Annotated in this window: 18 protein-coding genes; 9 read left to right on the top strand and 9 right to left on the bottom strand. The window is 68.7% G+C overall.

Translation table 11 applies throughout. From position 1 onward, the window contains the following. The first annotated feature begins 211 nt into the window (after positions 1–211). The 4 genes from IBL26_RS12505 to IBL26_RS12490 all read left to right on the top strand — a co-directional run bounded on the left by IBL26_RS12505 (position 212) and on the right by IBL26_RS12490 (position 5,127). On the top strand, positions 212–1,993 hold the full coding sequence (locus IBL26_RS12505) for an IlvD/Edd family dehydratase (protein ID WP_187784826.1): 1,782 nt from the start codon (positions 212–214) through the stop codon (positions 1,991–1,993). Positions 1,994–2,197: 204 nt separating this feature from the next. Beyond that, a complete protein-coding gene (locus IBL26_RS12500) occupies positions 2,198–2,947 on the top strand; it encodes an SDR family oxidoreductase (protein WP_187784825.1) in 750 nt (249 codons plus the stop codon). A gap of 88 nt (positions 2,948–3,035) precedes the next feature. Further along, positions 3,036–3,878: a fumarylacetoacetate hydrolase family protein gene (locus IBL26_RS12495; RefSeq protein ID WP_187784824.1), complete on the top strand. Its 843-nt coding sequence runs from the start codon at positions 3,036–3,038 to the stop codon at positions 3,876–3,878. Between the two features lie 148 nt (positions 3,879–4,026). Next, complete coding sequence (locus IBL26_RS12490) at positions 4,027–5,127, top strand: alpha/beta fold hydrolase (protein WP_187784823.1); 1,101 nt, start codon at positions 4,027–4,029, stop codon at positions 5,125–5,127. Positions 5,128–5,522: 395 nt separating this feature from the next. On the opposite strand, the gene ureG is transcribed toward IBL26_RS12490, so the two are convergent. From ureG to IBL26_RS12445, 9 genes are all read right to left on the bottom strand, one after another. Then, complete coding sequence (gene ureG / locus IBL26_RS12485; RefSeq protein ID WP_187784822.1) at positions 5,523–6,182, bottom strand: urease accessory protein UreG; 660 nt, start codon at positions 6,180–6,182, stop codon at positions 5,523–5,525. Continuing rightward, positions 6,179–6,904, bottom strand: coding sequence for an urease accessory protein UreF (locus IBL26_RS12480; RefSeq protein ID WP_187784821.1), 726 nt, complete (start codon positions 6,902–6,904; stop codon positions 6,179–6,181). The genes ureG and IBL26_RS12480 overlap by 4 nt, the downstream gene beginning before the upstream one ends. Continuing rightward, entirely contained in the window at positions 6,888–7,406 is a 519-nt protein-coding gene (locus IBL26_RS12475; protein WP_187784820.1) for an urease accessory protein UreE, read from the bottom strand. The genes IBL26_RS12480 and IBL26_RS12475 overlap by 17 nt, the downstream gene beginning before the upstream one ends. Before the next feature lie 8 nt (positions 7,407–7,414). Then, the gene (ureC, locus tag IBL26_RS12470; protein ID WP_187784819.1) at positions 7,415–9,124 is read right to left on the bottom strand and encodes an urease subunit alpha; all 1,710 of its coding nucleotides are present in this window, start codon (positions 9,122–9,124) and stop codon (positions 7,415–7,417) included. Between the two features lie 3 nt (positions 9,125–9,127). Beyond that, positions 9,128–9,433 carry an urease subunit beta gene (locus tag IBL26_RS12465; protein ID WP_187784818.1) on the bottom strand — a complete coding sequence of 102 codons (306 nt, stop codon included), beginning with the start codon at positions 9,431–9,433 and terminating at the stop codon, positions 9,128–9,130. Positions 9,434–9,443: 10 nt separating this feature from the next. Beyond that, on the bottom strand, positions 9,444–9,746 hold the full coding sequence (locus tag IBL26_RS12460; protein WP_187784817.1) for an urease subunit gamma: 303 nt from the start codon (positions 9,744–9,746) through the stop codon (positions 9,444–9,446). Positions 9,747–9,785: 39 nt separating this feature from the next. Continuing rightward, complete coding sequence (locus IBL26_RS12455; protein ID WP_187784816.1) at positions 9,786–10,613, bottom strand: urease accessory protein UreD; 828 nt, start codon at positions 10,611–10,613, stop codon at positions 9,786–9,788. 278 nt (positions 10,614–10,891) lie between these two features. Continuing rightward, positions 10,892–11,785: a response regulator transcription factor gene (locus IBL26_RS12450; RefSeq protein WP_187784815.1), complete on the bottom strand. Its 894-nt coding sequence runs from the start codon at positions 11,783–11,785 to the stop codon at positions 10,892–10,894. Beyond that, positions 11,785–15,105: a hybrid sensor histidine kinase/response regulator gene (locus IBL26_RS12445; protein WP_187784814.1), complete on the bottom strand. Its 3,321-nt coding sequence runs from the start codon at positions 15,103–15,105 to the stop codon at positions 11,785–11,787. The genes IBL26_RS12450 and IBL26_RS12445 overlap by 1 nt, the downstream gene beginning before the upstream one ends. Before the next feature lie 160 nt (positions 15,106–15,265). On the opposite strand from IBL26_RS12445, the gene urtA reads away from it, so the two are divergent. From urtA to urtE, 5 genes are read left to right on the top strand one after another with little or no spacing between them, the layout of a single operon-like run. Then, positions 15,266–16,510, top strand: a complete 1,245-nt coding sequence (gene urtA, locus IBL26_RS12440; RefSeq protein ID WP_187784813.1) for an urea ABC transporter substrate-binding protein — start codon at positions 15,266–15,268, stop codon at positions 16,508–16,510. After that, positions 16,510–18,063, top strand: coding sequence for an urea ABC transporter permease subunit UrtB (urtB, locus tag IBL26_RS12435; RefSeq protein ID WP_187784812.1), 1,554 nt, complete (start codon positions 16,510–16,512; stop codon positions 18,061–18,063). Before urtA ends, urtB begins: the two co-directional genes overlap by 1 nt. After that, positions 18,060–19,157 carry an urea ABC transporter permease subunit UrtC gene (gene urtC, locus IBL26_RS12430; protein WP_187784811.1) on the top strand — a complete coding sequence of 366 codons (1,098 nt, stop codon included), beginning with the start codon at positions 18,060–18,062 and terminating at the stop codon, positions 19,155–19,157. Before urtB ends, urtC begins: the two co-directional genes overlap by 4 nt. Further along, entirely contained in the window at positions 19,154–19,888 is a 735-nt protein-coding gene (gene urtD / locus IBL26_RS12425; protein WP_187784810.1) for an urea ABC transporter ATP-binding protein UrtD, read from the top strand. Before urtC ends, urtD begins: the two co-directional genes overlap by 4 nt. A gap of 3 nt (positions 19,889–19,891) precedes the next feature. Beyond that, positions 19,892–20,584, top strand: coding sequence for an urea ABC transporter ATP-binding subunit UrtE (gene urtE, locus IBL26_RS12420; RefSeq protein WP_187784809.1), 693 nt, complete (start codon positions 19,892–19,894; stop codon positions 20,582–20,584). Positions 20,585–20,809: the final 225 nt, after the last annotated feature.

The raw sequence follows: 20,809 nt of genomic DNA, 5'->3' as shown, positions 1-20,809 counted from the left end.
GCGCGGCGCCGCAGCCTCTGTCCGAACTTCACTCCCATGGATCATCAGGCGTTCGGGGCATGGCATTTCCCTGATCCTGTAGCTTTGGCGTGGCCCTGATTTTCCGGTTCGTGCCTCGGCCTGGAAGCCCGCCGAAAAGCCCGTCCCCGCCGGATTGACAGCCGCCGACCCCGGGCGGAGGCTGGCATGCGGGAGAAGAGGACGGACGTCTATGGACCAAACCAAGAAGCATTTCCGGCTGCGCAGCCAGCGCTGGTTCGATGACCCGGAAGACCCGGGGATGACGGCGCTGTATATCGAGCGCTTCCTGAATTTCGGCATGACGCGGGGCGAGCTGCAATCCGGCAAGCCGATCATCGGCATCGCCCAGACCGGCAGCGACATCGCCCCCTGCAACCGCCACCACCTGGCGCTGGCCGAGCGGGTGAAGGCCGGCATCCGTGACGCCGGCGGCATCCCGCTGGAATTTCCGATCCATCCCATCCAGGAAACCGGCAAGCGCCCCACCGCCGCGCTGGACCGCAACCTGGCCTATCTCTCGCTGGTCGAAATCCTGCACGGCTATCCGCTGGATGGCGTGGTGCTGACCACGGGCTGCGACAAGACGACGCCCGCCTGCCTGATGGGCGCCGCCACGGTGAACATTCCCGCCCTGGTGCTCTCCGGCGGCCCGATGCTGGATGGGCACTGGAAGGGCCGCCTCTCCGGCTCCGGCACCATCGTCTGGGAGGCGCGCAAGCAGCTCGCCGCCGGCGAAATCAACTATGACGGCTTCATGCAGATGGTGGCCTCCTCCGCCACCAGCGTCGGCCATTGCAACACCATGGGGACCGCCCTCTCCATGAACTCGCTGGCCGAGGCGCTGGGCATGTCGCTGCCCGGCTGCGCCGCCATTCCCGCCGCCTACCGGGAGCGTGGCCAGATGGCGCACGCCACTGGCATGCGGATCGTCGACATGGTGAAGGAGAATCTGCGCCCCTCCGACATCATGACGCGCGAGGCGTTCGAGAACACCATCGTGCTGGCCAGCGCCATCGGTGCCAGCAGCAACTGCCCGCCGCACCTGGTGGCCATCGCCCGGCACATGGGCGTGGAGCTGACCACGGAGGACTGGCAGACGATCGGCGCCGACATTCCGCTGCTGGTCGATTGCCAGCCGGCCGGGCGCTTCCTCGGCGAAATGTTCTATCGCGGCGGCGGCGTGCAGGCGGTGATGAAGGAGCTGGCCGAGGCCGGCAAGCTGCACACCACCGTCCGCACCGTCACCGGCAAGACGCTGGCCGAGGACCTGGCCCTGGCCCCGCTGCCGGACCGCGAGGTGATCCGCCCCTACGAGAAGCCGTTGCTGGAGCAGGCTGGCTTCGTCGTGCTCAGCGGCAACCTGTTCGACAGCGCGGTCATGAAGGTCAGCGTCATCGACGCCGATTTCCGCAAGCGCTTCCTCTCCGACCCCGAGGATATCTTCGAAGGCAAGGTCATCGTCTTCGAGGGGCCCGAGGATTACCACGACCGCATCGAGGACCCGGATCTCGGCGTGGACGACCACACCGTGCTGGTCATCCGCAATTGTGGCCCCGTCGGCTACCCCGGCAGCGCCGAGGTGGTGAACATGCAGCCACCGGGCGCGATGATCAAAGCCGGGTTGCACAGCTTGCCCACCATGGGCGATGGCCGGCAGAGCGGCACGTCAGCGTCCCCCTCCATCCTCAACGTCTCCCCCGAAGCCGCGGTCGGCGGCGGGTTGGCGCTGATGAACTCGGGCGACCGCATCCGCATCAACCTGAAGACCCGCAAGGTGGACCTGCTGATCTCCGAGGAGGAGATGGCCGCCCGCCGCGCCGCCTGGACGCCGCCCAAGCTGCTGAACAAGACGCCGTGGGAGGAGATCTACCGTTCCATGGTCGGTCAGCTTGGCACCGGCGGCTGCCTGGAGCCGGCGACACTGTACCTGAACATCCTGGAGACACGGGGCGAGAGCCGCCACAACCACTGAACGGGTGGCTGTAGGATGTCCGACAACTCGGCTATAGACTGCGTCTAGCCGGCTGGGGCGGAGGGGACGGGGGAAGCATCTTCCGCCCCTCCGCCCGGCGCGTTCAGGTGCCGCCCTGCCAGGGGACACCGGGCGGGTGGCAGAGACTGGGGCCGGGTGGATGCTGTTCGCCTGGCCTTCGCTTCCATGAAGGGGATTCCAAGGATGGCCGGAAGGCTGCAAGGAAAGCGTTGCTTCGTCACCGCCGCGGGCCAGGGCATCGGCCGCGCCGCCGCGCTGGCCTATGCGCGGGAAGGCGCCACGGTGGTGGCCACCGACCTGGACGCCGCCAAGCTGGCGGGGCTGGCCGAGGCCGGCATCACCGCCCTGGCGCTGAATGTGCTGGACGACGCGGCCGTGACGGCCACCATCCAGGCCAACGGCCCCTTCGACATCGTCTTCAACTGCGCCGGCTTCGTGCACCAGAACGATGTGCTGACCTGCAAGGACGAGGACTGGGACTTCGCCTTCGCGCTGAACGTCCGCGCGCAGTGGAAAGTCATCCAGGCCGCGCTGCCGGGGATGCTGGAGCAGGGCGGTGGCGCCATCGTCAACATGGCCTCCGCCGCCGGCTCGGTGAAGGGCGTGGCCAACCGCTTCGCCTATGGCACCACCAAGGCCGCAGTGGTCGGGCTGACCAAGAGCGTGGCGGCGGATTTCGTTACCAAGGGCATTCGCTGCAACTGCGTCTGCCCCGGCACGGTGGACACACCCTCGCTGGGCGACCGCATCGCCGCCAATGCCGGCGTGGCCGGCAGCGTGGAAGCGGCGCGCGCCGCCTTCGTCGGCCGCCAGGCGATGGGCCGGCTGGCCACGCCCGGGGAGATCGCGGAGCTGGTGCTGTATCTCTCCGCCCCCGAGAGCCAGTTCGTCACCGCCCAGGCCATCGTCATCGATGGCGGCTGGACCAACTAGAGCACGATCCGTTCACGGAGCACGCGCCTCTCGGTGATTCCACCGCAGGCGATCACGCTCCCATCATCCAACGAGGAATCGCTGAATCATGAAGCTGCTGCGTTTCGGCCCGCCGGGCCAGGAAAAGCCGGGCCTGCTCGACGCCCAGGGCACCATCCGCGACCTGTCGGGCGTCCTGCCCGACTTCTCGGGTGAGGCGCTCTCCCCCGCCGGGCTGGCCAGGCTGGCGGCGCTGGACACCACCTCCCTGCCGGCGGTCTCCGGCAGCCCGCGCATCGGCTCGCCCATCGCGCATATGAAGAACTTCGTGTGCATTGGCCTGAACTATGCGGACCACGCGGCCGAGACCGGCGCGGCGATTCCGAAGGAGCCGATCATCTTCCTGAAGTCGCTCGGCGCCCTGAGCGGCCCGAACGACGATGTGCAGATCCCGAAGAACAGCCAGAAGACCGACTGGGAAGTCGAGCTGGCGGTGATCATCGGCACCCGCGCCAAGAACGTTTCCGAGGCCGAGGCGATGGACCACGTCGCCGGCTACGCCGTCTGCAACGACGTCTCCGAGCGTGAATTCCAGATCGAGCGTGGCGGCACCTGGGACAAGGGCAAGGGCCATGACACCTTCGGCCCGCTCGGCCCCTGGCTGGTGACCAAGGACGAGGTGCCGGACCCGCAGGATCTGGCGATGTTCTGCGAGGTCGATGGCAAGCGCTACCAGGATGGCTCCACCCGCACGATGATCTTCGGCGTGCAGAAGCTGGTCTCCTACGTCTCCCAGTTCATCACGCTGCATCCGGGCGACGTCATCACCACCGGCACGCCACCGGGCGTCGGCATGGGCCAGAAGCCGCCTTTGTACCTGAAGGCGGGCCAGACCATTCGCCTGGGCATCGCCGGGCTGGGCGAGCAGACGCAGAAGACCGTCTCCGCCTGACGCCGCCGCGCGGGGCCCCGTGGCCCCGCGTATGGCCTCGCGCGCATAGTCCTGCGCATGGGCGTTGACCGGCGCCGCGCGCCGGACCGAGAATGCCGCCTCGTCCAAGGTCGACAGCGCCGGATCAACCGGCCGGAGGAGGCGTCCCATGCCATCCCAGTTCTCCCGCCGCGCGGCCTTCGGGCTGGCGGCGACGGCGGCCCTTGCCGCCAGCACCCCGCCCGCCGCCGCCCAGGCGCCCGCGACCCAGCCCGCCACGTCGGGCCAAGCCATCGCACCGGTCCAGGGGCGCTGGGTTGCCCGCGACTTCCGCTTCAGCACCGGCGAGACGATGGCGGAACTGCCGCTGGCCTACACCACCATCGGTGCGCGTACCGGCATCCCGGTCCTGGTGCTGCACGGCACCGGCGGCTCCGCCCGCAGCCTGCTGACGCCGATCTTCGCCGGCCAGCTCTTCGGCCCCGGGCAGCCGCTGGATGCCAGCCGCTACTACATCATCATCCCCGACTCGCTCGGCGCCGGGCAGTCCGCCAAGCCCTCGGACGGCATGCGCGCCAGCTTTCCCCGCTACACCTATGACGACATGGTGCGGGCGCAGTACCGGTTGGTGACGGAGGGTTTGGGCATTCCCCACCTGCGCCTGATCCTCGGCCAGTCCATGGGCGGCATGCACGCCTGGCTCTGGGGCGTGATGTACCCCGATGCGATGGACGCCATCGTGCCCATGGCATCGCAGCCCACAGCCATGGCCGGCCGTAACTGGATCATGCGCCGGATGCAGATCGAGCTGATCCGCCGCGACCCGGCCTACCAGGGCGGCAACTACACCGAGCAACCGCCGAGCCTGCGGATGGCGAACGTCTTCTACTCGCTCGGCACCAGCGGCGGCACGCTGTTCCTGCAAGCCGCCGCGCCCGACCGCGCCGCCGCCGACAAGCTGGTGGACGCACGGCTGGCGGCGCCGCCGCCGCTGGACGCCAATGACTTCATCTATCAGTGGGACGCCTCGCGCGACTACGACCCCTCGGCGCAGCTCGAACGTATCAAGGCGCGCGTGCTGGCCATCAACGCCGCCGACGACGAGCGTAACCCGCCCGAGACGGGGCTGATGCAGGCCGCCATGGCGCGCATCCCGAACGCGCAGATGCTGCTGATCCCGGCCAGCGAGAAAACCCTGGGCCACGGCACCACCGGGACCGCCAGCTTCTACGCGGAGGATCTGCGGCGGTTCGTGGAGAGCCTGGAGTAGGCTGGGGGGGCACGGTCCGCGCTGTGGCTTTTGAAAGGGAAGAGCGGGGGAGAATGAATTCTCCCCCGCTCCCCCTCTTCTTCCTTTCTTCGAGTTTGCGGTGCTGACGATGTTCGCTTGCGAGAGTGGCCGGAGGGACTCTGGTCGATACTTCAGGGCATTTTTGCGAATGGATCGCCGCAACTGCGCTGGTGGGCGCAACCTCGGCGCCGAGGCGGAAGCAGACGATTTGGGTGGGTGAGCGCCGCAGGCTTAATCCATCGGAATCCGAGGCGGGCTTGCTACTCGCCGGCAGCGAAAGCACTGCCCCATCGCCACGCCAGACCGACCTCTCCGCTGTTCCCAACTCGAAGAAATAAAAGAAGGGGTCCGGGGGAATTCCTTCCCCGGCCTTCCTACGCCACGATCCCCCCCTGCCGCAGCACGAACGCGGCGATCTCCGCGACCCCCTGGTTGGCCTTCAGGTTGGTGAAGATGAAGGGCCGTTCGCCACGCATCTTCTTCGAATCCCGGTCCATCACGCCGAGATCGGCCCCGACCAGGGGTGCGAGGTCGGTCTTGTTGATGACCAGGAGGTCGGAACGGGTGATGCCGGGGCCGCCTTTGCGGGGGATCTTGTCGCCGGCGGAGACGTCGATGACGTAGATGGTCAGGTCCGCCAGCTCGGGGCTGAAGGTGGCGGCCAGGTTGTCGCCGCCGCTTTCAATGAACAGCACTTCCAGGTTGGGGAAGCGGGCGGTCATCTCATCGACGGCGGCGAGGTTGATGGAGGCGTCTTCGCGGATGGCGGTGTGGGGGCAGCCGCCGGTCTCGACGCCGATGATGCGCTCGGGCTCCAGCGCGCCGGAGCGGGTGAGGAACTCGGCATCCTCGCGCGTGTAGATGTCGTTGGTGATGACGGCGATGTTGTGGGCGTCGCGCAGGTGCTTGCACAGCCGGTCGGTCAGCGCCGTCTTGCCGGAGCCGACGGGGCCGCCGATGCCGACGCGGAAGGGGCCGTTGGTGGCCGCACGGTTGCCGGGCGCGAGGGGGCGAGCCTGATCGTCAGCATTCATGAGCGGAAGAGCCTCGTATATTGCGTCTCATGACGCAGGGAGAACAGGTCGAGCACCGGGGCGGCGGTGCCGATGCGGTCGAGGTCGGCGTCGAGGGCCGCGGCTGTCGCCGCTTCCAGTGCCGGCAGCAGCGTGGCGGTGGCGATCTGCCCATCCGTCTGCCCCAGCGGCACCAGCCGTACGCCGGCTGAGACGATGTTGGCCGCGAAGGCGGAGAGGAAGCCGAACAGTGCCAGACGCAGGTCCACGCCCTGCCAGGCGGCGGCGGCGCCCAGCGCCACCGGGTGAGCGATGGCGTTGCCGTGCCGCGCGGCGAATGCATCCAGCCGCTGATCCGGCCATGCGGCGCGGGTGACGCGCAGGAAGGCGGTGCCCTGGGCCATGGTCTCCAGCGCCGTCTCCGCCGTGCCGCGCCAGGCGGCGGCAAGGTCGGCCACCGCATCCAGCGCCGGGCCATCCCCGGCGGCGCGGTAGGCGGCCACCAGCAGGGCACCATCGATGCGGCCAGCGCCGGCCTGCAGCACGCTGCCGACAAACGCGGCCAGGGTGGCGCGGTCCCGCACCGCGCCGTCCTCCACCGCACGTTCCAGCCCGTGGCTGTAGGTATACGCGCCGACCGGGTAGGCCGGGGAGAGCCAGGTCAGCAGCCGTTGCAGCGCGGCGGTATCGGTGGCGGCTCCGGCTGTGGGGGGCGGCGCGGCTGCGTCAGTGGGCGTGGACATGGCCATCGCCATGGTCGTGCAACTCGCCGTGGCGGTGGCCGGTGTGGCGGTTGTGCTCGCCATAGGCGCCGCCTTCCGGGTTGAAGGGGGCGTCGATCCTGGCGACGGTGGCGCCCAGCCCCTGCAACATGCGCAGGATGACGTGGTCCTCACGGATCAGGATGCGCGTGCCGTCGATCTCCGTCGGCAGGTGCCGGTTGCCGAGATGCCAGGCCAGCCGCAGCAGATGCTCGGCGCTTTGCCCACGCACCTCGATCAGCGGTTCCGGCGCCGCGCGCACCAGCACCACGCCGCCGCCCTCGATCAACAGGCCGTCGCCGTCGCGCAGCGCCACGGCTTCGGGAAGATCCAGCAGGAAGCTGAAGCCGCTCTCGCCGGTGTAGCGGCGACGGCGGCGGTGCCGGTCGTCGAACCCGGCGGTGACGGTGTCCTTCGCCGTGCGGGCCTGCCATTGGCCGGCGGGCAGGACCTGGGTGGCGCGGGGCAGGGGGGAATCGGTCATCGTGTTGCTCAGAACAGGAAGTAGCGTTGGGCCATCGGCAGGGTCTGCGCCGGCTCGCAGATCAGCAGCTCGCCATCCGCGCGCACCTCGTAGGTCTCGGGGTCGATCTGGATGCGGGGCAGCGCGTCGTTCAGCACCATGTCCTTCTTGCCGATGTTGCGGGTGTTGCGCACCGGCAGCAGCGTGCGGTTCAGGCCAAGCTGCCCGGCCAAATCGCGCTCCAGCGCCACGCCGGAGACGAAGGTGATGGCGCTGGCCTGCATGGCGCGGCCGAAGCCGCCGAACATCGGCCGGTAATGCACCGGCTGGGGCGTCGGGATGCTGGCATTGGGGTCGCCCATCGGCGCCATGGCGATGGTGCCGGCCTTCAGCACCATCTCCGGCTTCACACCGAAGAAAGCCGGGCTCCACATCACCAGATCCGCCAGCTTGCCGACCTCCAGGCTGCCGACATGCTCGGCGATGCCCTGCGCGATGGCGGGGTTGATGGTGTACTTGGCGATGTAGCGGCGGATGCGAAGATTGTCGTTCTGGCCTTGCTCGCCGGGCAGGCGGCCGCGCTGCACCTTCATCTTGTGCGCGCATTGCCAGGTGCGGATGATCACCTCGCCGACGCGCCCCATCGCCTGGCTGTCGGACGACATCATGGAGATGGCGCCGAGGTCGTGCAGGATATCCTCCGCCGCGATCGTCTCCCGCCGGATGCGGGATTCCGCGAAGGCGACGTCCTCGGCGATGCGAGGGTCGAGGTGGTGGCAGACCATCAGCATGTCGAGATGCTCGTCCACGGTGTTCACCGTATAGGGCATGGTCGGGTTGGTGCTGCTCGGCAGGAAATTGGGCTCGCCGATGACACGCAGGATGTCCGGCGCGTGGCCGCCGCCGGCGCCCTCGGTATGGAAGGCCTGGATGGCGCGGCCGCCGATGGCGCGGATGGTCTCCTCGACGAAGCCGCTCTCGTTCAGCGTGTCGGAATGGATGGCGACCTGGATGTCGAATTCGTCTGCCACGCGCAGGCAGGTATCGATCGCCTTGGGGGTGGTGCCCCAGTCCTCGTGCAGCTTCAGCCCGCAGGCGCCGCCGCGGATCTGCTCCTCCAGCGCCTGCGGCAGGGCGGCGTTGCCCTTGCCGAGGAAGCCGAGATTCATCGGGAAGCTTTCCGCCGCCTGCAGCATCCGCGCCATATGCCACGGGCCGGGCGTGGAGGTGGTGGCCAGCGTGCCATGCGCCGGCCCGGTGCCGCCGCCGAACATGGTGGTGATGCCAGAGGCCAAAGCCTCCTCGATCTGCTGCGGGCAGATGAAGTGGATATGCGGATCGATGCCGCCGACGGTCAGGATGCGCCCTTCGCAGGCGATGATCTCCGTTCCTGGGCCGATGACGATGTCCACGCCGGGTTGTGTATCGGGATTGCCGGCCTTGCCGATGGCGGCGATGCGCCCGTCCCGCAGCCCGACATCCGCCTTGATGATGCCCCAGTGATCGATGATCAGCGCGTTGGTGATGACGGTGTCCATCGCGCCCTCGGCCCGGGTGCGCTGGCTCTGCCCCATGCCGTCGCGGATGACCTTGCCGCCACCGAACTTCACTTCCTCACCATAGGTGGTCAGGTCGCGCTCGACTTCCGCGAACAGCTCCGTGTCCGCCAGCCGCACCTTGTCGCCCACCGTGGGGCCATACATGCCGGCATAGGCGGTTCGGGAAATTCTCGTTGCCATGGCTCAGACCTTCCCTTCCGTCTCACCACGGAAACCGTGCACGACGCGGTCGCCGCCGAAATCCACCAGGCGCACCTTGCGGCTCTGCCCCGGCTCGAATCGCACGGCGGTGCCGGCGGCGATGTCCAGCCGCCTGCCGCGCGCCTCGGCCCGGGTGAAGGAGAGCGCCGGGTTGGTCTCGAAGAAATGGTAGTGGCTGCCGACCTGGATCGGCCGGTCGCCGGTGTTGGCGACCTCGATCTCCACGCCCGCGCGGCCCGCATTCAGCTCGATCTCGCCGGCGGCGACGATGACTTCACCCGGAATCATGGCGCGTTCCTCAGCGGATCGGGTTGTGGACGGTGACGAGCTTGGTGCCGTCCGGGAAGGTGGCCTCCACCTGGATGTCGTGGATCATCTCCGGCAGGCCTTCCATCACCTGCTCCCGCGTCAGGACCGTGGCGCCGTCGCGCATCAGCTCGGCCACGCTGCGGCCGTCCCGGGCGCCTTCCACCACGAAGTCGCTGATCAGGGCGATGGCCTCGGGGTGGTTCAGCTTCACTCCGCGGGCGAGGCGCTTGCGCGCCACCTCCGCCGCCATGGCGATCAACAGCTTGTCCTTTTCACGCGGCGTCAGGTGCATCGGGCCATCCTTTTCGAGTCCATTGTGGCGCGAAGGCGTTCAACTCGTCCAGAGTCGGGGCAGGCGGGCTGGCAGGCCGAGAGCGTCTGCCCGCAACATGGGCAATGCCCGGGCCACGCTTTCCCGCACCGCGCCGGCGGGGCCCAGCCAGCGGGCCAGCATCAGGCCAGGCCGGGGGAGGGTGGCGTCGAACCCCTGCTGGCGCAGCAGGTCCCGCGCCGCCAGCGCCGCATCCTGCCCCGCGCTCAGCAGCAGCAGGGCGGAGGCCTCGGCGCCGCCAAAGCCGAAGGGCGATCGCAGGGGCGTAGCGAGATCTCCGCCCAATTCCATCGCATCGGCCCAGTGCAGCCGCCCGTCCCGCCACAGGCGCCAGGAATCGAACAGGGCGCCGTGCCCCAGCCGCTCCCCGCGCGCAACGCGGCCATAGACCAGCATCTCCGCCGCCAGCAGCCGCGCGCCGGGGGCCAGCCTCGCCTGCATCCGCCGTTCCAGCCGCGCACCGTCGAACAGGATGGTTTCCTGCGGCAGCCATTCCAGCGTGGCGCCGGGGCCGATCTCCAGCGCCGTGTCCAGCCGCGTGATGTCGCCGGCGCTGCGATACACCTTTTCCGCCGCCGGGGTGGTGACAGTGGCGCCGGCGCCGGCCTCCAGCCGCACCGAGACTTCCAGCGAATCGCCGCCAGCCAGGCCGCCGCCAACATTCACCAGCGCGGCCAGAGGCACGTCATCCGGCTCCGGCGTCGGGAACAGCACCCGCAGGGGCGCGGCATTGTACAGGTGCTTCAGCACCGTGCCGCGCTGGGTGTGGACGAAGCCCAGCTCCGCCCGACCGTGGGCGCGCTGGTGGCGGGGGAGGGGGAGGGACATCAGGCTCCAGTCTGCCAAGGTGGGGGTGGGCGGGGAAGCAGGCTGGGGGAAGGAATTCCCCCAGCCCCCCATCTTTTCTCTGCCAGTCTTCGCGATGTGGCTGCTGCTGCCGCTCGCTTTATGAAACGATCCGGTTGCGCCGAAGACTGACGCTCCAGCCCGCGGACCTCATAGGATCCAATCAGGCTTCGCCTGTTGCGTCGACCGTCGGCCTCAGGTCCAAGTCCAGACTCGCAGAAAAAAGATGGGGGTTCGGGGGAATTCTTTCCCCCGACCTTCTAACCGCCCCCCAGCACCCGCACCGACAACGCGGCAGCCGAAGCCCTGTTCTCCACGCCCAACTTCGAAAACACGCCTTCCAGATGCTTGTTCACCGTACGTGGGCTGAGCACCAGGATCTCCGCGATGTCGCGGTTGGACTTGCCGCGGCCGAGCCACAGCAGCACCTCGGCCTCCCGCGCCGTCAGGCCCAGCCGGTCCCGCAGCACCGTCTCCTCCCGCGCCGGGTCGCTGGTGGTGACGCGGAGCAGCAGTTCCTCCTGCTCGATCTGCCCGACATGGTGGAACTCGATGTGGCGGCCATCGGCGAGCGGGACAGGAGCCAGGCGCGCCTCGGCGGAAGACCAGCCGGGTAGGCGCAGGCCGGAGGGGCCGGCATCGGCGGCATCGGGCGGGCTGGCGGCGCGCAGCAGGGCGGCCGCCTGCGGGGTGGCCCACAGCAGCGTGCCCTCGCGGTCCACCGCCAGCAGGAAGCGGCCGGCGACGTCCAGCGCCGCGTGGGCGCTGCGGGTCAGGCGGGCATTGGCCAGATGGGCGCTGATGCGGGCCAGCACCTCGTCCGGCGCCACGGGCTTGATGACGTAGTCGACGCCGCCGGCATCGAAGCCGCGCACCACGTCCTCGCTCTCCGTCAGTCCAGTCATGAAGATGACGGGGACGGAGATGAGGTTGGCGTTGCGCTTCATCCGCCGGCAGGCCTCGAAGCCATCCATGCCGGGCATCACCGCGTCCATCAGCACGATGTCGGGGGTGATGCGCTCGATGATGGTCATGGCGGCGGCGGCGGATTGCGCCACCAGCACCATGTAGCCGGCGCCTTCCAGCGTGTCGTTCAGCAGGCCGAGCGTGCCGGGCGCGTCGTCCACCACCAGCACGATGTCGCGGCGTTCCATCAGCCTTCCTCCTCCGGCAGGGCGGCGACGAAGGCGTCCAGCCGGTATTCCGAGATGTAGCCGCGCAACTCGGCGATGGCGGCGGCGGCGGCGGGGTCCTCGGCCTCCAGCGCGTCCAGCCGTTCGCGGATGCCGCCGACATAGCCGATGGCGGCCAGTTGCCGCAGGTTGGCCGCCTGGGTGGGGGTCAGCCGCTGGCTGGGTGCGGCGGGGGCGGGGTCCGAGAACGTCCAGGTAACGCCGAGGAGCTGGCCGATCTTCTCCAGCAGCGCGGTGAGGGAGACCGGCTTGGGCAGCACGTCGTCATGGTGCTGGCCCTCACCGGGCGGGGCCAGTTCCAGCGCGTTGGCGGAGACGATGAGGATGGGGGCGCGGTGGCCCGCTTCCTCCCGCAGGCGGCGGGCGAGTTCCCAGCCGGTCATGCGGGGCATGGCGATGTCCAGCAGGAACAGGTCGGGCGGCTCCGCCTCGGCCAGGGCCAGGCACTCGGCGCCATCGGCGGCCAGGCGCACGGCGAAGCCCAGCGGCTGCAGGAGGTCCGCCAGCAGGGCGCGGTGGTCGGCATCGTCATCGGCCACCAGCACGCGCAACGGGCGGCTGCTTTGCACCCGGCCGGTGACCGGACGCTCCACCACCGCCGGAAGTTCGCCCTTGCCGGACAGCAGCAGGCGGACGCGGAAGCGGCTGCCCTCGCCCAGGCGGCTGGTGACGCTGATCTCGCCGCCCATCACCTCGGTCAGCATCTTGGTGATGGTCAGGCCGAGGCCGACGCCGGGGGTGGAGGGGGCGTGCGAATTGCCGCCGCGCTGGAAGGGCTCGAAGATGCGGCCGAGATCGTCCTCGGCGATGCCGATGCCGGTGTCGATGACCTCGAACTCCGCGACCTCGGAGCGGAAGCGCAGGCGGAAGGTGACGCTGCCGGTGCGGGTGAACTTGATGGCGTTGGAGAGCAGGTTGATCAGGATCTGCCGCAGCCGCCGCTCGTCGGTATGGACGATGCCGGGCAGGCGGGGCGGTGCGTCGAAGCTGAAGCCGATGCTCTTGGCCTCCGCCTGCAGGCGCAGCATCTGCACCAGCTGGTCGAGAAACTCGGGGAAGCGCACTTCGTCCCGGTACAACTCGATGCGCCCGGCCTCGATCTTGGAGATGTCGAGCAGCCCTTCGATCAGCGCGGCCAGATGCTCGCCGCTGCGGCGGATGGTGCGCACGCCGTCCCGCTTGCGCTCGGGGATGGCGGCGTCGCGCTCCAGCAACTGGGCGTAGCCGAGGATGGCGTTCAGCGGGGAGCGCAATTCGTGGCTGATGCCGATGACGTAGCGGCTCTTGGCGATGTTGGCGGCCTCGGCGGTTTCCTTGGCCTTTTGCAGGGCGGCGTCGGTGCGCTGGTGGGCACGGATCTCGCTCATCAACAGGCTGGTCTGCCGCCGCGTCTCCTCCTGCGCCACCAGCCGGCTCTGCCGCGCCAGCACCAGGGCCCAGGCGGTGATGCCGCCGAGGACAGCGAGGACGAAGAAGGCCTTCCAGAACGCGGCATCCAGGTCGGCGCTGCCCGGTGCCTGTGCGCGGATGCCCAGGAACACCAGCCCGACCGTCGCGGCGAACAGCAGGAACACCACCAGGAAGGAGCCGACGGGCGTGACCAGCGCGCGGATCACCGCCTCTGGCAACGCGGCGCGCAGCGGCGTCATCACCTGGGCGGCGAGGCGGGCATGCGGCTTGCAGCCATCGCCGCAGCGCGCATCCAGCGTGCAGCAGAGCGAGCAGATGGGACCGGTATAGACAGGGCAATAGGCCATGTCGCGTGGCTCGAAATCATGCTCGCAGATGACGCATTGCAGGGAAGGCTTGTCGGCCCAGGCGGCGCGCGGCTTGCGGGCCAGGTAATATCGGCCGCCGGTGGCCCAGGCGATGGCGGGCGCGGCGGCGAAGGCGACGCCGAAGGCGATGAAGGTGGACATCGCCTGCGCCAGCGGCCCCAGCACGCCGTAATAGGCCAGGAAGGACGCGGCGACGGAGAGCGCCATGCTGCCGACGCCGACCGGGTTCACGTCGTACAGATGCGCCCGCTTGAACTCGATGCCCGGCGGGCTGAGGCCGAGCGGCTTGTTGATGGCGAGGTCCGCCACCAGCGCGCCCATCCAGGCCGCGGCGACGTTGGAGTAGATGAACAGCACCTGCTCGATGGTGTTGTAGACGCCGAGTTCCATCAGCAGCAGCGCCACGGCGATGTTGAACACCAGCCAGACCACGCGCCCCGGGTGGCTGTGGGTGATGCGGGAGAAGAAGTTGGACCAGGCTAGCGACCCCGCATAGGCGTTGGTGACGTTGATCTTTATTTGCGACAGCGCGACGAAGATGCTGGTAATCACCAGGACCAAGGTGGGCGAGGCTATCAGCGCACTGTAGGCCAGACGGTACATTTCCGCCGGTTGCACCGCCTGGGCCATCGTGAGGCCGGCTTGCAACGCCGCATAGGCCAGGAACGAGCCCGCCAGCAGCTTCAGCACATCGAAGGCGATCCAGCCCGGGCCGCCGGCCAGCAATGCGCCCCACCAGACCCAACGCTTCTGCGTGCGCCGTGGCGGCATGAAGCGGATGTAGTCCACCTGCTCGCCGGTCTGCGTGATCAGCGCGAAGAGAACGGACGCCGCCGCGCCGAAGGCCAATAGATTAAAACTGTTGTCGCCATGCTGGCCGCCATACCCGGTCCAGCCTTCGATCCACTGCGGGTTGGCGACGAGCAGGGCCACCAGCGGCAGGATGTTCAGCACCAGCCAGACCGGCTGCGTCCAGGTCTGCACGCGGCTGATGAACGTGATGCCGTGCGTGACCAGCGGCACCACCACCACGGCGCAGAGGATGTAGCCCACCCAGAGCGGAACGCCGAAGAAGCTGTCCAGCATCGCGGCGAGGATCACGGCCTCGATGCCGAAGAAGATGAAGGTGAAGCTGGCGTAGATCAGCGAGGTGATGGTGGAGCCGATATAGCCGAAGCCGGCGCCGCGGCTCAGCAGGTCCACATCCACGCCGGACCGCGCGGCATTCAGGCAGATCGGCAGCGAGGCGGCGAAGATGAGGATCGAGACAAACAGGATGGCGGAGACGCTGTTGGTGAAACCGTGGGCAACGGTCAGCGCGCCGCCGATCGCCTCCAGCGCCAGGAAGGAGATGGAGCCGAGCGCGGTGTTGGCCACCCGGAAGGCGGACCATTTGCGCGCGCTCTCCGCCGTGAAGCGGAGGGCGTAGTCCTCCATCGTCTCATCGGCCACCCAGCGGTTGTAGTCGCGCCGGATCCGCATGATGCGCTGGCGTGTCGCCATGCGGAAACCCCTGTCCAACGGCTGGCAGAGTGAGGTGCCATGGCTGGGGCGGTCAAGCACGCCCCGCCTACGTCATTTGACGTATACGCTTCCGCAAGGATCGTCGCGACACTGGCGCCATCATGCAGCGCGGCCCCGGCCGCCGCCAGGAGAACGACCCATGACCGCCAGGTTCCAACTCTCCCGCCGGGCCCTGCTGGCCGGCACCGCCGGCGCGCTGGCCATGCCGGCCATCCGCCCCGCCTTCGCCCAGGGCGCGCCCATCAAGGTCGGCGTGCTGCACTCCCTCTCCGGCACCATGGCGATCAGCGAGACCGCGCTGCGCGACACGGTGCTGATGATGGTGGAGAACATCAACGCCAAGGGCGGCCTGCTGGGCCGCAAGGTCGAGGCCGTGGTGGTCGACCCCGCCTCCAACTGGCCCTTGTTCGCTGAGAAGGCGCGGGAGCTGCTGCAGGTCCACAAGGTGGACGTCACCTTCGGTTGCTGGACGTCGGTCTCCCGCAAATCCGTCCTGCCGGTGTTCGAGGAGCTGAACGGCCTGCTGTTCTACCCCGTGCAGTATGAGGGCGAGGAGCAGAGCAAGAATGTCTTCTACACCGGCGCCGCGCCGAACCAGCAGGCCATCCCGGCGGTCGAGTACCTGATGAGCGAGGATGGCGGCGGCGCCAAGCGCATCGCGCTGCTGGGCACCGACTACGTGTACCCCCGCACCACCAACCGCATCCTGCGCGCCTTCCTGAACAGCAAGGGCATCGCCGATGCCGACATCATGGAAGAATACACCCCCTTCGGCCATTCCGACTGGCAGGGCATCGTCAGCCGCGTGAAGCGCTTCGCCGGCGAGGGCAAGAAGACCGCCATCGTCTCCACCATCAACGGCGACGCCAACGTGCCGTTCTACCGGGAGCTGGGCAACCAGGGCATCAAGGCGGAGGACATCCCCTCCGTCGCCTTCTCGGTGGGCGAGGAGGAGCTGGCGGGCATCGACACCAAGCCCCTGGTCGGCCACCTGGCCGCCTGGAACTACTTCATGAGCGTGCCGGGCGCGCCGAACGACGAATTCAAGAAGATGTGGCATGCCTACATCAAGAACGACAAGCGCGTGACCAACGACCCGATGGAGGCCACCTACACCGGCTTCGCCATGTGGGCGCAGGCGGTGACCCAGGCGAAGACCACGGCGGTGGATGCGGTGCGCACCGCCATGTACGGCCAGAAGGTGATGGCGCCGAGCGGCTACGAGGAGCAGATGTGGGAGAACCATCATCTCTCCAAGCCAGTGATGATCGGCGAGATCCAGGGCGATGGCCAGTTCAACATCGTCTACAAGACGCCCACCGCCATCAAGGCGGAGAACTGGTCGCCCTTCATCCCCGAGAACGCCAGCCGGCGCCGCGGCTGATGACGCGCTTCCTGCGCCTGCTGGCGGTGTTCCTGCTGTTCGCGGCACCGTTGCGGGCGCAGGAGGGATTTGAGGCTGTGGTCGCCGGCCTCGCCGGCGGCTTCGCGGCCCAGGCGGAGGCGGTGGAGCGCCTCGGTGCCCTGGGGGACCCGCGCGCGGTGCCGATCCTCCGCGCACTCTCCGAAGGGCGGCTGCAGAAATCCCCCGAGGGTGCGCTGGCGATCGATGGGCGGGACGCGCTGACCGGCGCGCCCGCCCCCACGGCCACCGAGGCCATCCGTATCAACAACCGCGTCCGTGGCGCCCTGCGCGGCGCCTTCGGCCGGCTGGAGCTGGCCTCCGCCAGCGATGCCGAGCGGGCCGCCGCCGCCGCCGGCCTGTTCCGCGCCCGCAGCCCCGAGAACATCCAGATCCTGGAGGACGCGCTGGGCCGCGAGGCCAACCCCGGTGTGCGCGCGACGATGGAGCGCGCCCTGGCGGCCTCCCGCCTCGCCGCGCCGGATGCCGGCGTGCGGCGCCAGGGCATCCTGATGCTGGGCGGCACCGCCTCGCCCGAGGCACGCGGCCTGCTGCTGGAAGCCCGCACCGCCAGCCCGGACCTGGCGCCCGAGATCGATGCCGCCGTCGCCGCCATCGACCAGCGGCTGCAACTGCGCCGGGTAGCGGAAACCGCCTTCCAGGGCCTCTCGCTCGGCTCCGTGCTGCTGCTGGCGGCGCTGGGGCTGGCCGTCACCTTCGGCGTCATGGGCGTCATCAACATGGCGCATGGCGAGATGGTGATGCTGGGCGCCTACACCACTGTGGTGGTGCAGGAAGCCTTCCGCGGCATTCCCTGGCTGTTTCCCTGGGCGCTGCCGCTCTCCGTCCCCGCCGCCTTCCTGGTCACCGCCGCCGTCGGCGCGGGGCTGGAACGCGGGCTGATCCGCCACCTGTATGGCCGCCCGCTGGAGACGCTGCTGATGACCTTCGGCGTCGGCATGATCCTGCAGCAGGCGGTGCGGCTGGCCTTCGGCGCCCAGAACCGGGAGGTGATCAGCCCGGCCTGGATGCAGGGCGTCATCACCCTGCCGGGCGGCGTGGAGGTCACGCAGAACCGGCTATGGATCATCATCTTCTCCCTGCTGGTGCTGGGGCTGACCGTCGCCGCCATCCGCTTCACCCGCTTCGGGCTGGAAATGCGCGCCGTGGTGCAGAACCGCCGCATCGCCAGCACCATGGGCATCCGCACCGGGCGGGTGGATGCGATGACCTTCGCCTTCGGTTCCGGCATCGCCGGCATGGCGGGGGTGGCGCTGAGCCAGATCGACAACGTCTCGCCCAATCTCGGCACCGGCTACATCATCGACAGCTTCATGGTCGTCGTCTTCGGCGGCGTCGGCTCGCTCGCCGGTACCATGATCGGGGCGTTTACGCTCGGCCTCGTCAACAAGCTGCTGGAACCCTGGGCCGGCGCGGTACTGGCGAAGATCGCCGTGCTGGTTGGCATCATGCTGTTCATCCAGCGGCGGCCGAAGGGCCTGTTCGCACTCAAGGGCAGGGCGGCCGAGCAATGAGCGCCACCACGATCACCCCGGCGCCGCGCATCCAGGGCGGCACCATCCTGCGCGGGCTACTGCTGGCCGGGCTGGCCATCCTGGCGATGCTGCCGGTGTTGAACCGCCTGCCGCCGGAATCCGTACTCTATGTCTCGGACTTCGTCGTCGCCGTTTCGGGCAAATGGATCTGCTACGGCATCCTGGCTTTGGCGATCGACCTCGCCTGGGGCTATGCCGGCATCCTCTCGCTCGGCCACGGTGCCTTCTTCGCGCTGGGCGGCTACGCCATGGGCATGCACCTGATGCGGCTGATCGGCCCGCGCGGCGTCTATGGCCATCCGGTGCTGCCGGATTTCATGGTGTTCCTGGGCTATACGGAACTGCCCTGGCCGTGGTGGGGATTCTCGAGCTTCCCCTATGCCATGCTGATGGCGCTGCTGGTGCCTGGCGCGCTGGCCGGCATCGTCGGCTGGCTGGCCTTCCGCAGCCGCATCACCGGCGTCTATCTCAGCATCATCACCCAGGCGATGACCTACGCCCTGATGCTGGCGTTCTTCCGCAACGACATGGGCTTCGGCGGCAATAACGGTTTTACGGACTTCAAGGAGTTGCTGGGGGTTCCACTGAATACGGCCGGCGCGCGGGCGGCGCTGTTCTATGCGGCGCTGGTGGCGCTGGGCGTGTCCCTGCTGCTGTGCCGCCTGGTCACGCAATCCAAGCTCGGCCGCGTGCTGGTGGCGGTGCGGGACGCGGAAAGCCGGGTGCGGTTCCTTGGTTACAACACCACCAGCGTGAAGCTGAGCGTCTTCGTGCTTTCCGCCATGCTGGCGGGGCTGGCGGGCGCGCTCTACGTGCCGCTGATCGGCATCATCAACCCCGGCGAGTTCAGCCCTGGCAACTCCATCGAGGCGGTGATCTGGGTGGCGGTCGGCGGGCGCGGCACGCTGGTGGGGGCGCTGCTCGGTGCCTTCTCGGTCAATGCGCTGAAGACCTGGCTGACCTCCTTCGCGCCGGATCTGTGGCTGTTCGTCCTGGGCGGCCTCTTCGTCGCCGTCACGTTGTTCCTGCCACGCGGCCTGGTCGGCCTACTCAGGAAGGGAGAAGGCCGGTGAGCGGCGTCCTGTACCTCGATGGCGTCTCAGTCGTGTTCGACGGCTTCAAGGCGCTGAACAACCTGTCCATGATCATCGAGCCGGGCGAGCTGCGTGCCATCATTGGCCCCAACGGCGCCGGCAAGACGACGATGATGGACATCATCACCGGCAAGACCCGCCCCACCGCCGGCACCGTGCAGTTCGCCGACCACGACCTGACCCGGCTGGACGAAGCCGCCATCGCCAATCTCGGCATCGGCCGCAAGTTCCAGAAGCCCACGGTGTTCGATGCACTGACGGTGTTCGAGAACCTGGAACTGGCGCTGAAGGCGCCGCGCGACCCCTGGTCCTGCCTGCGCTGGGTGCTGGGCGCCGACTACCAGCGGCGCATCGAAGCCACGATGGCCGAGATCGGCCTGGCGGACCGGGCGCATGACCGCGCCGCTATCCTCTCCCACGGGCAGCGGCAATGGCTGGAGATCGGCATGCTGCTGATGCAGGAACCGCAATTGCTGCTGGTGGACGAGCCGGTGGCCGGCATGACCGACCAGGAGACCGAGCACACCGCTGCCCTCCTGCGCCGCATCGCCGGCCAGCGCAGCGTCGTCGTCGTCGAGCATGACCTGGAATTTGTCCGCGCCCTTGGCGCCAAGGTGACGGTGATGTGCGAGGGCACCGTGCTGTCCGAAGGCAGCATCGACCACGTGCAGAACGACCAGCGCGTCATCGAAGTCTATCTGGGGCGCTGAAGCATGTTGCGGGTGGAAGGCATCGATCTGTTCTACGGCGCCAGCCGGGCGCTGCGCGGCGTCTCCCTCGCGGCGGACCCGGGGCACATCACCTGCGTCCTCGGCCGCAACGGCGTGGGCAAGTCCTCGCTGATGCGCGCAATCGTCGGGCTGGAACGGGTGAAAGCCGGTCGCATCCTGTGGGAAGGCCAGGACGTCGCCGGCCTCTCCGCCGCCAGCCGCGCCCGTGCCGGCATCGGCTATGTACCGCAGGGGCGAGAGATCTTTCCGTTCCTGACCGTGCGCGAGAACCTGGAAACCGCGCTCGCCGCCGCCCCACGCGGCTCCAAGGTGCCGGACGACCTGTTCGAGCTGTTCCCCATCCTGAAGCAGTTCCTCCGCCGGCGCGGCGGCGACCTCTCCGGTGGCCAACAACAGCAACTCGCCATCGCCCGCGCCCTGACCGCACGCCCCCGCCTGCTGATCCTGGACGAGCCGACCGAGGGCATCCAGCCCAACGTCATCAAGGATATCGCCCGCGTCATCAGCCTGCTGGCGAAGGAGCGGAACATGGCCGTGGTGTTGGTCGAGCAATACTACGAATTCGCCCGCGCGCTGGGCGACCAGCTGGCCATCATGGTGCGCGGCGAAGTCGCCCTCGCCGGCACCGCCGGCAGCCTGGACGAGGACGCTGTCCGCCGCTTGCTGACGGTCTGACGCGGCGGCGGGGAAGAGAAGGCCGGGGAAGGAATTCCCCGGGCCCCTTCTTTCTTTCTTCGAGTTTTCCGGGCGTGGCTTTTGGGCCGGTGCGCTTGAGACACGGCCGGGTGCGCCGGAGGTCCTAGACCTCCGGCGACTGACGGTTCAGCCCTTGTGGCCCATTATAAAAATCGTCAAGGAGCGCCCGCTCTCAACCCTGCAGCGTGACGCCAAACTCGAAGA

This window comes from Teichococcus aerophilus (assembly GCF_014490485.1).
GTDB classification, from domain to species: Bacteria; Pseudomonadota; Alphaproteobacteria; order Acetobacterales; family Acetobacteraceae; genus Pseudoroseomonas; species Pseudoroseomonas aerophila.
The sequence above is the reverse complement of the archived record's forward strand: the minus strand, read 5'-3'. Positions and strand labels throughout refer to the sequence as shown.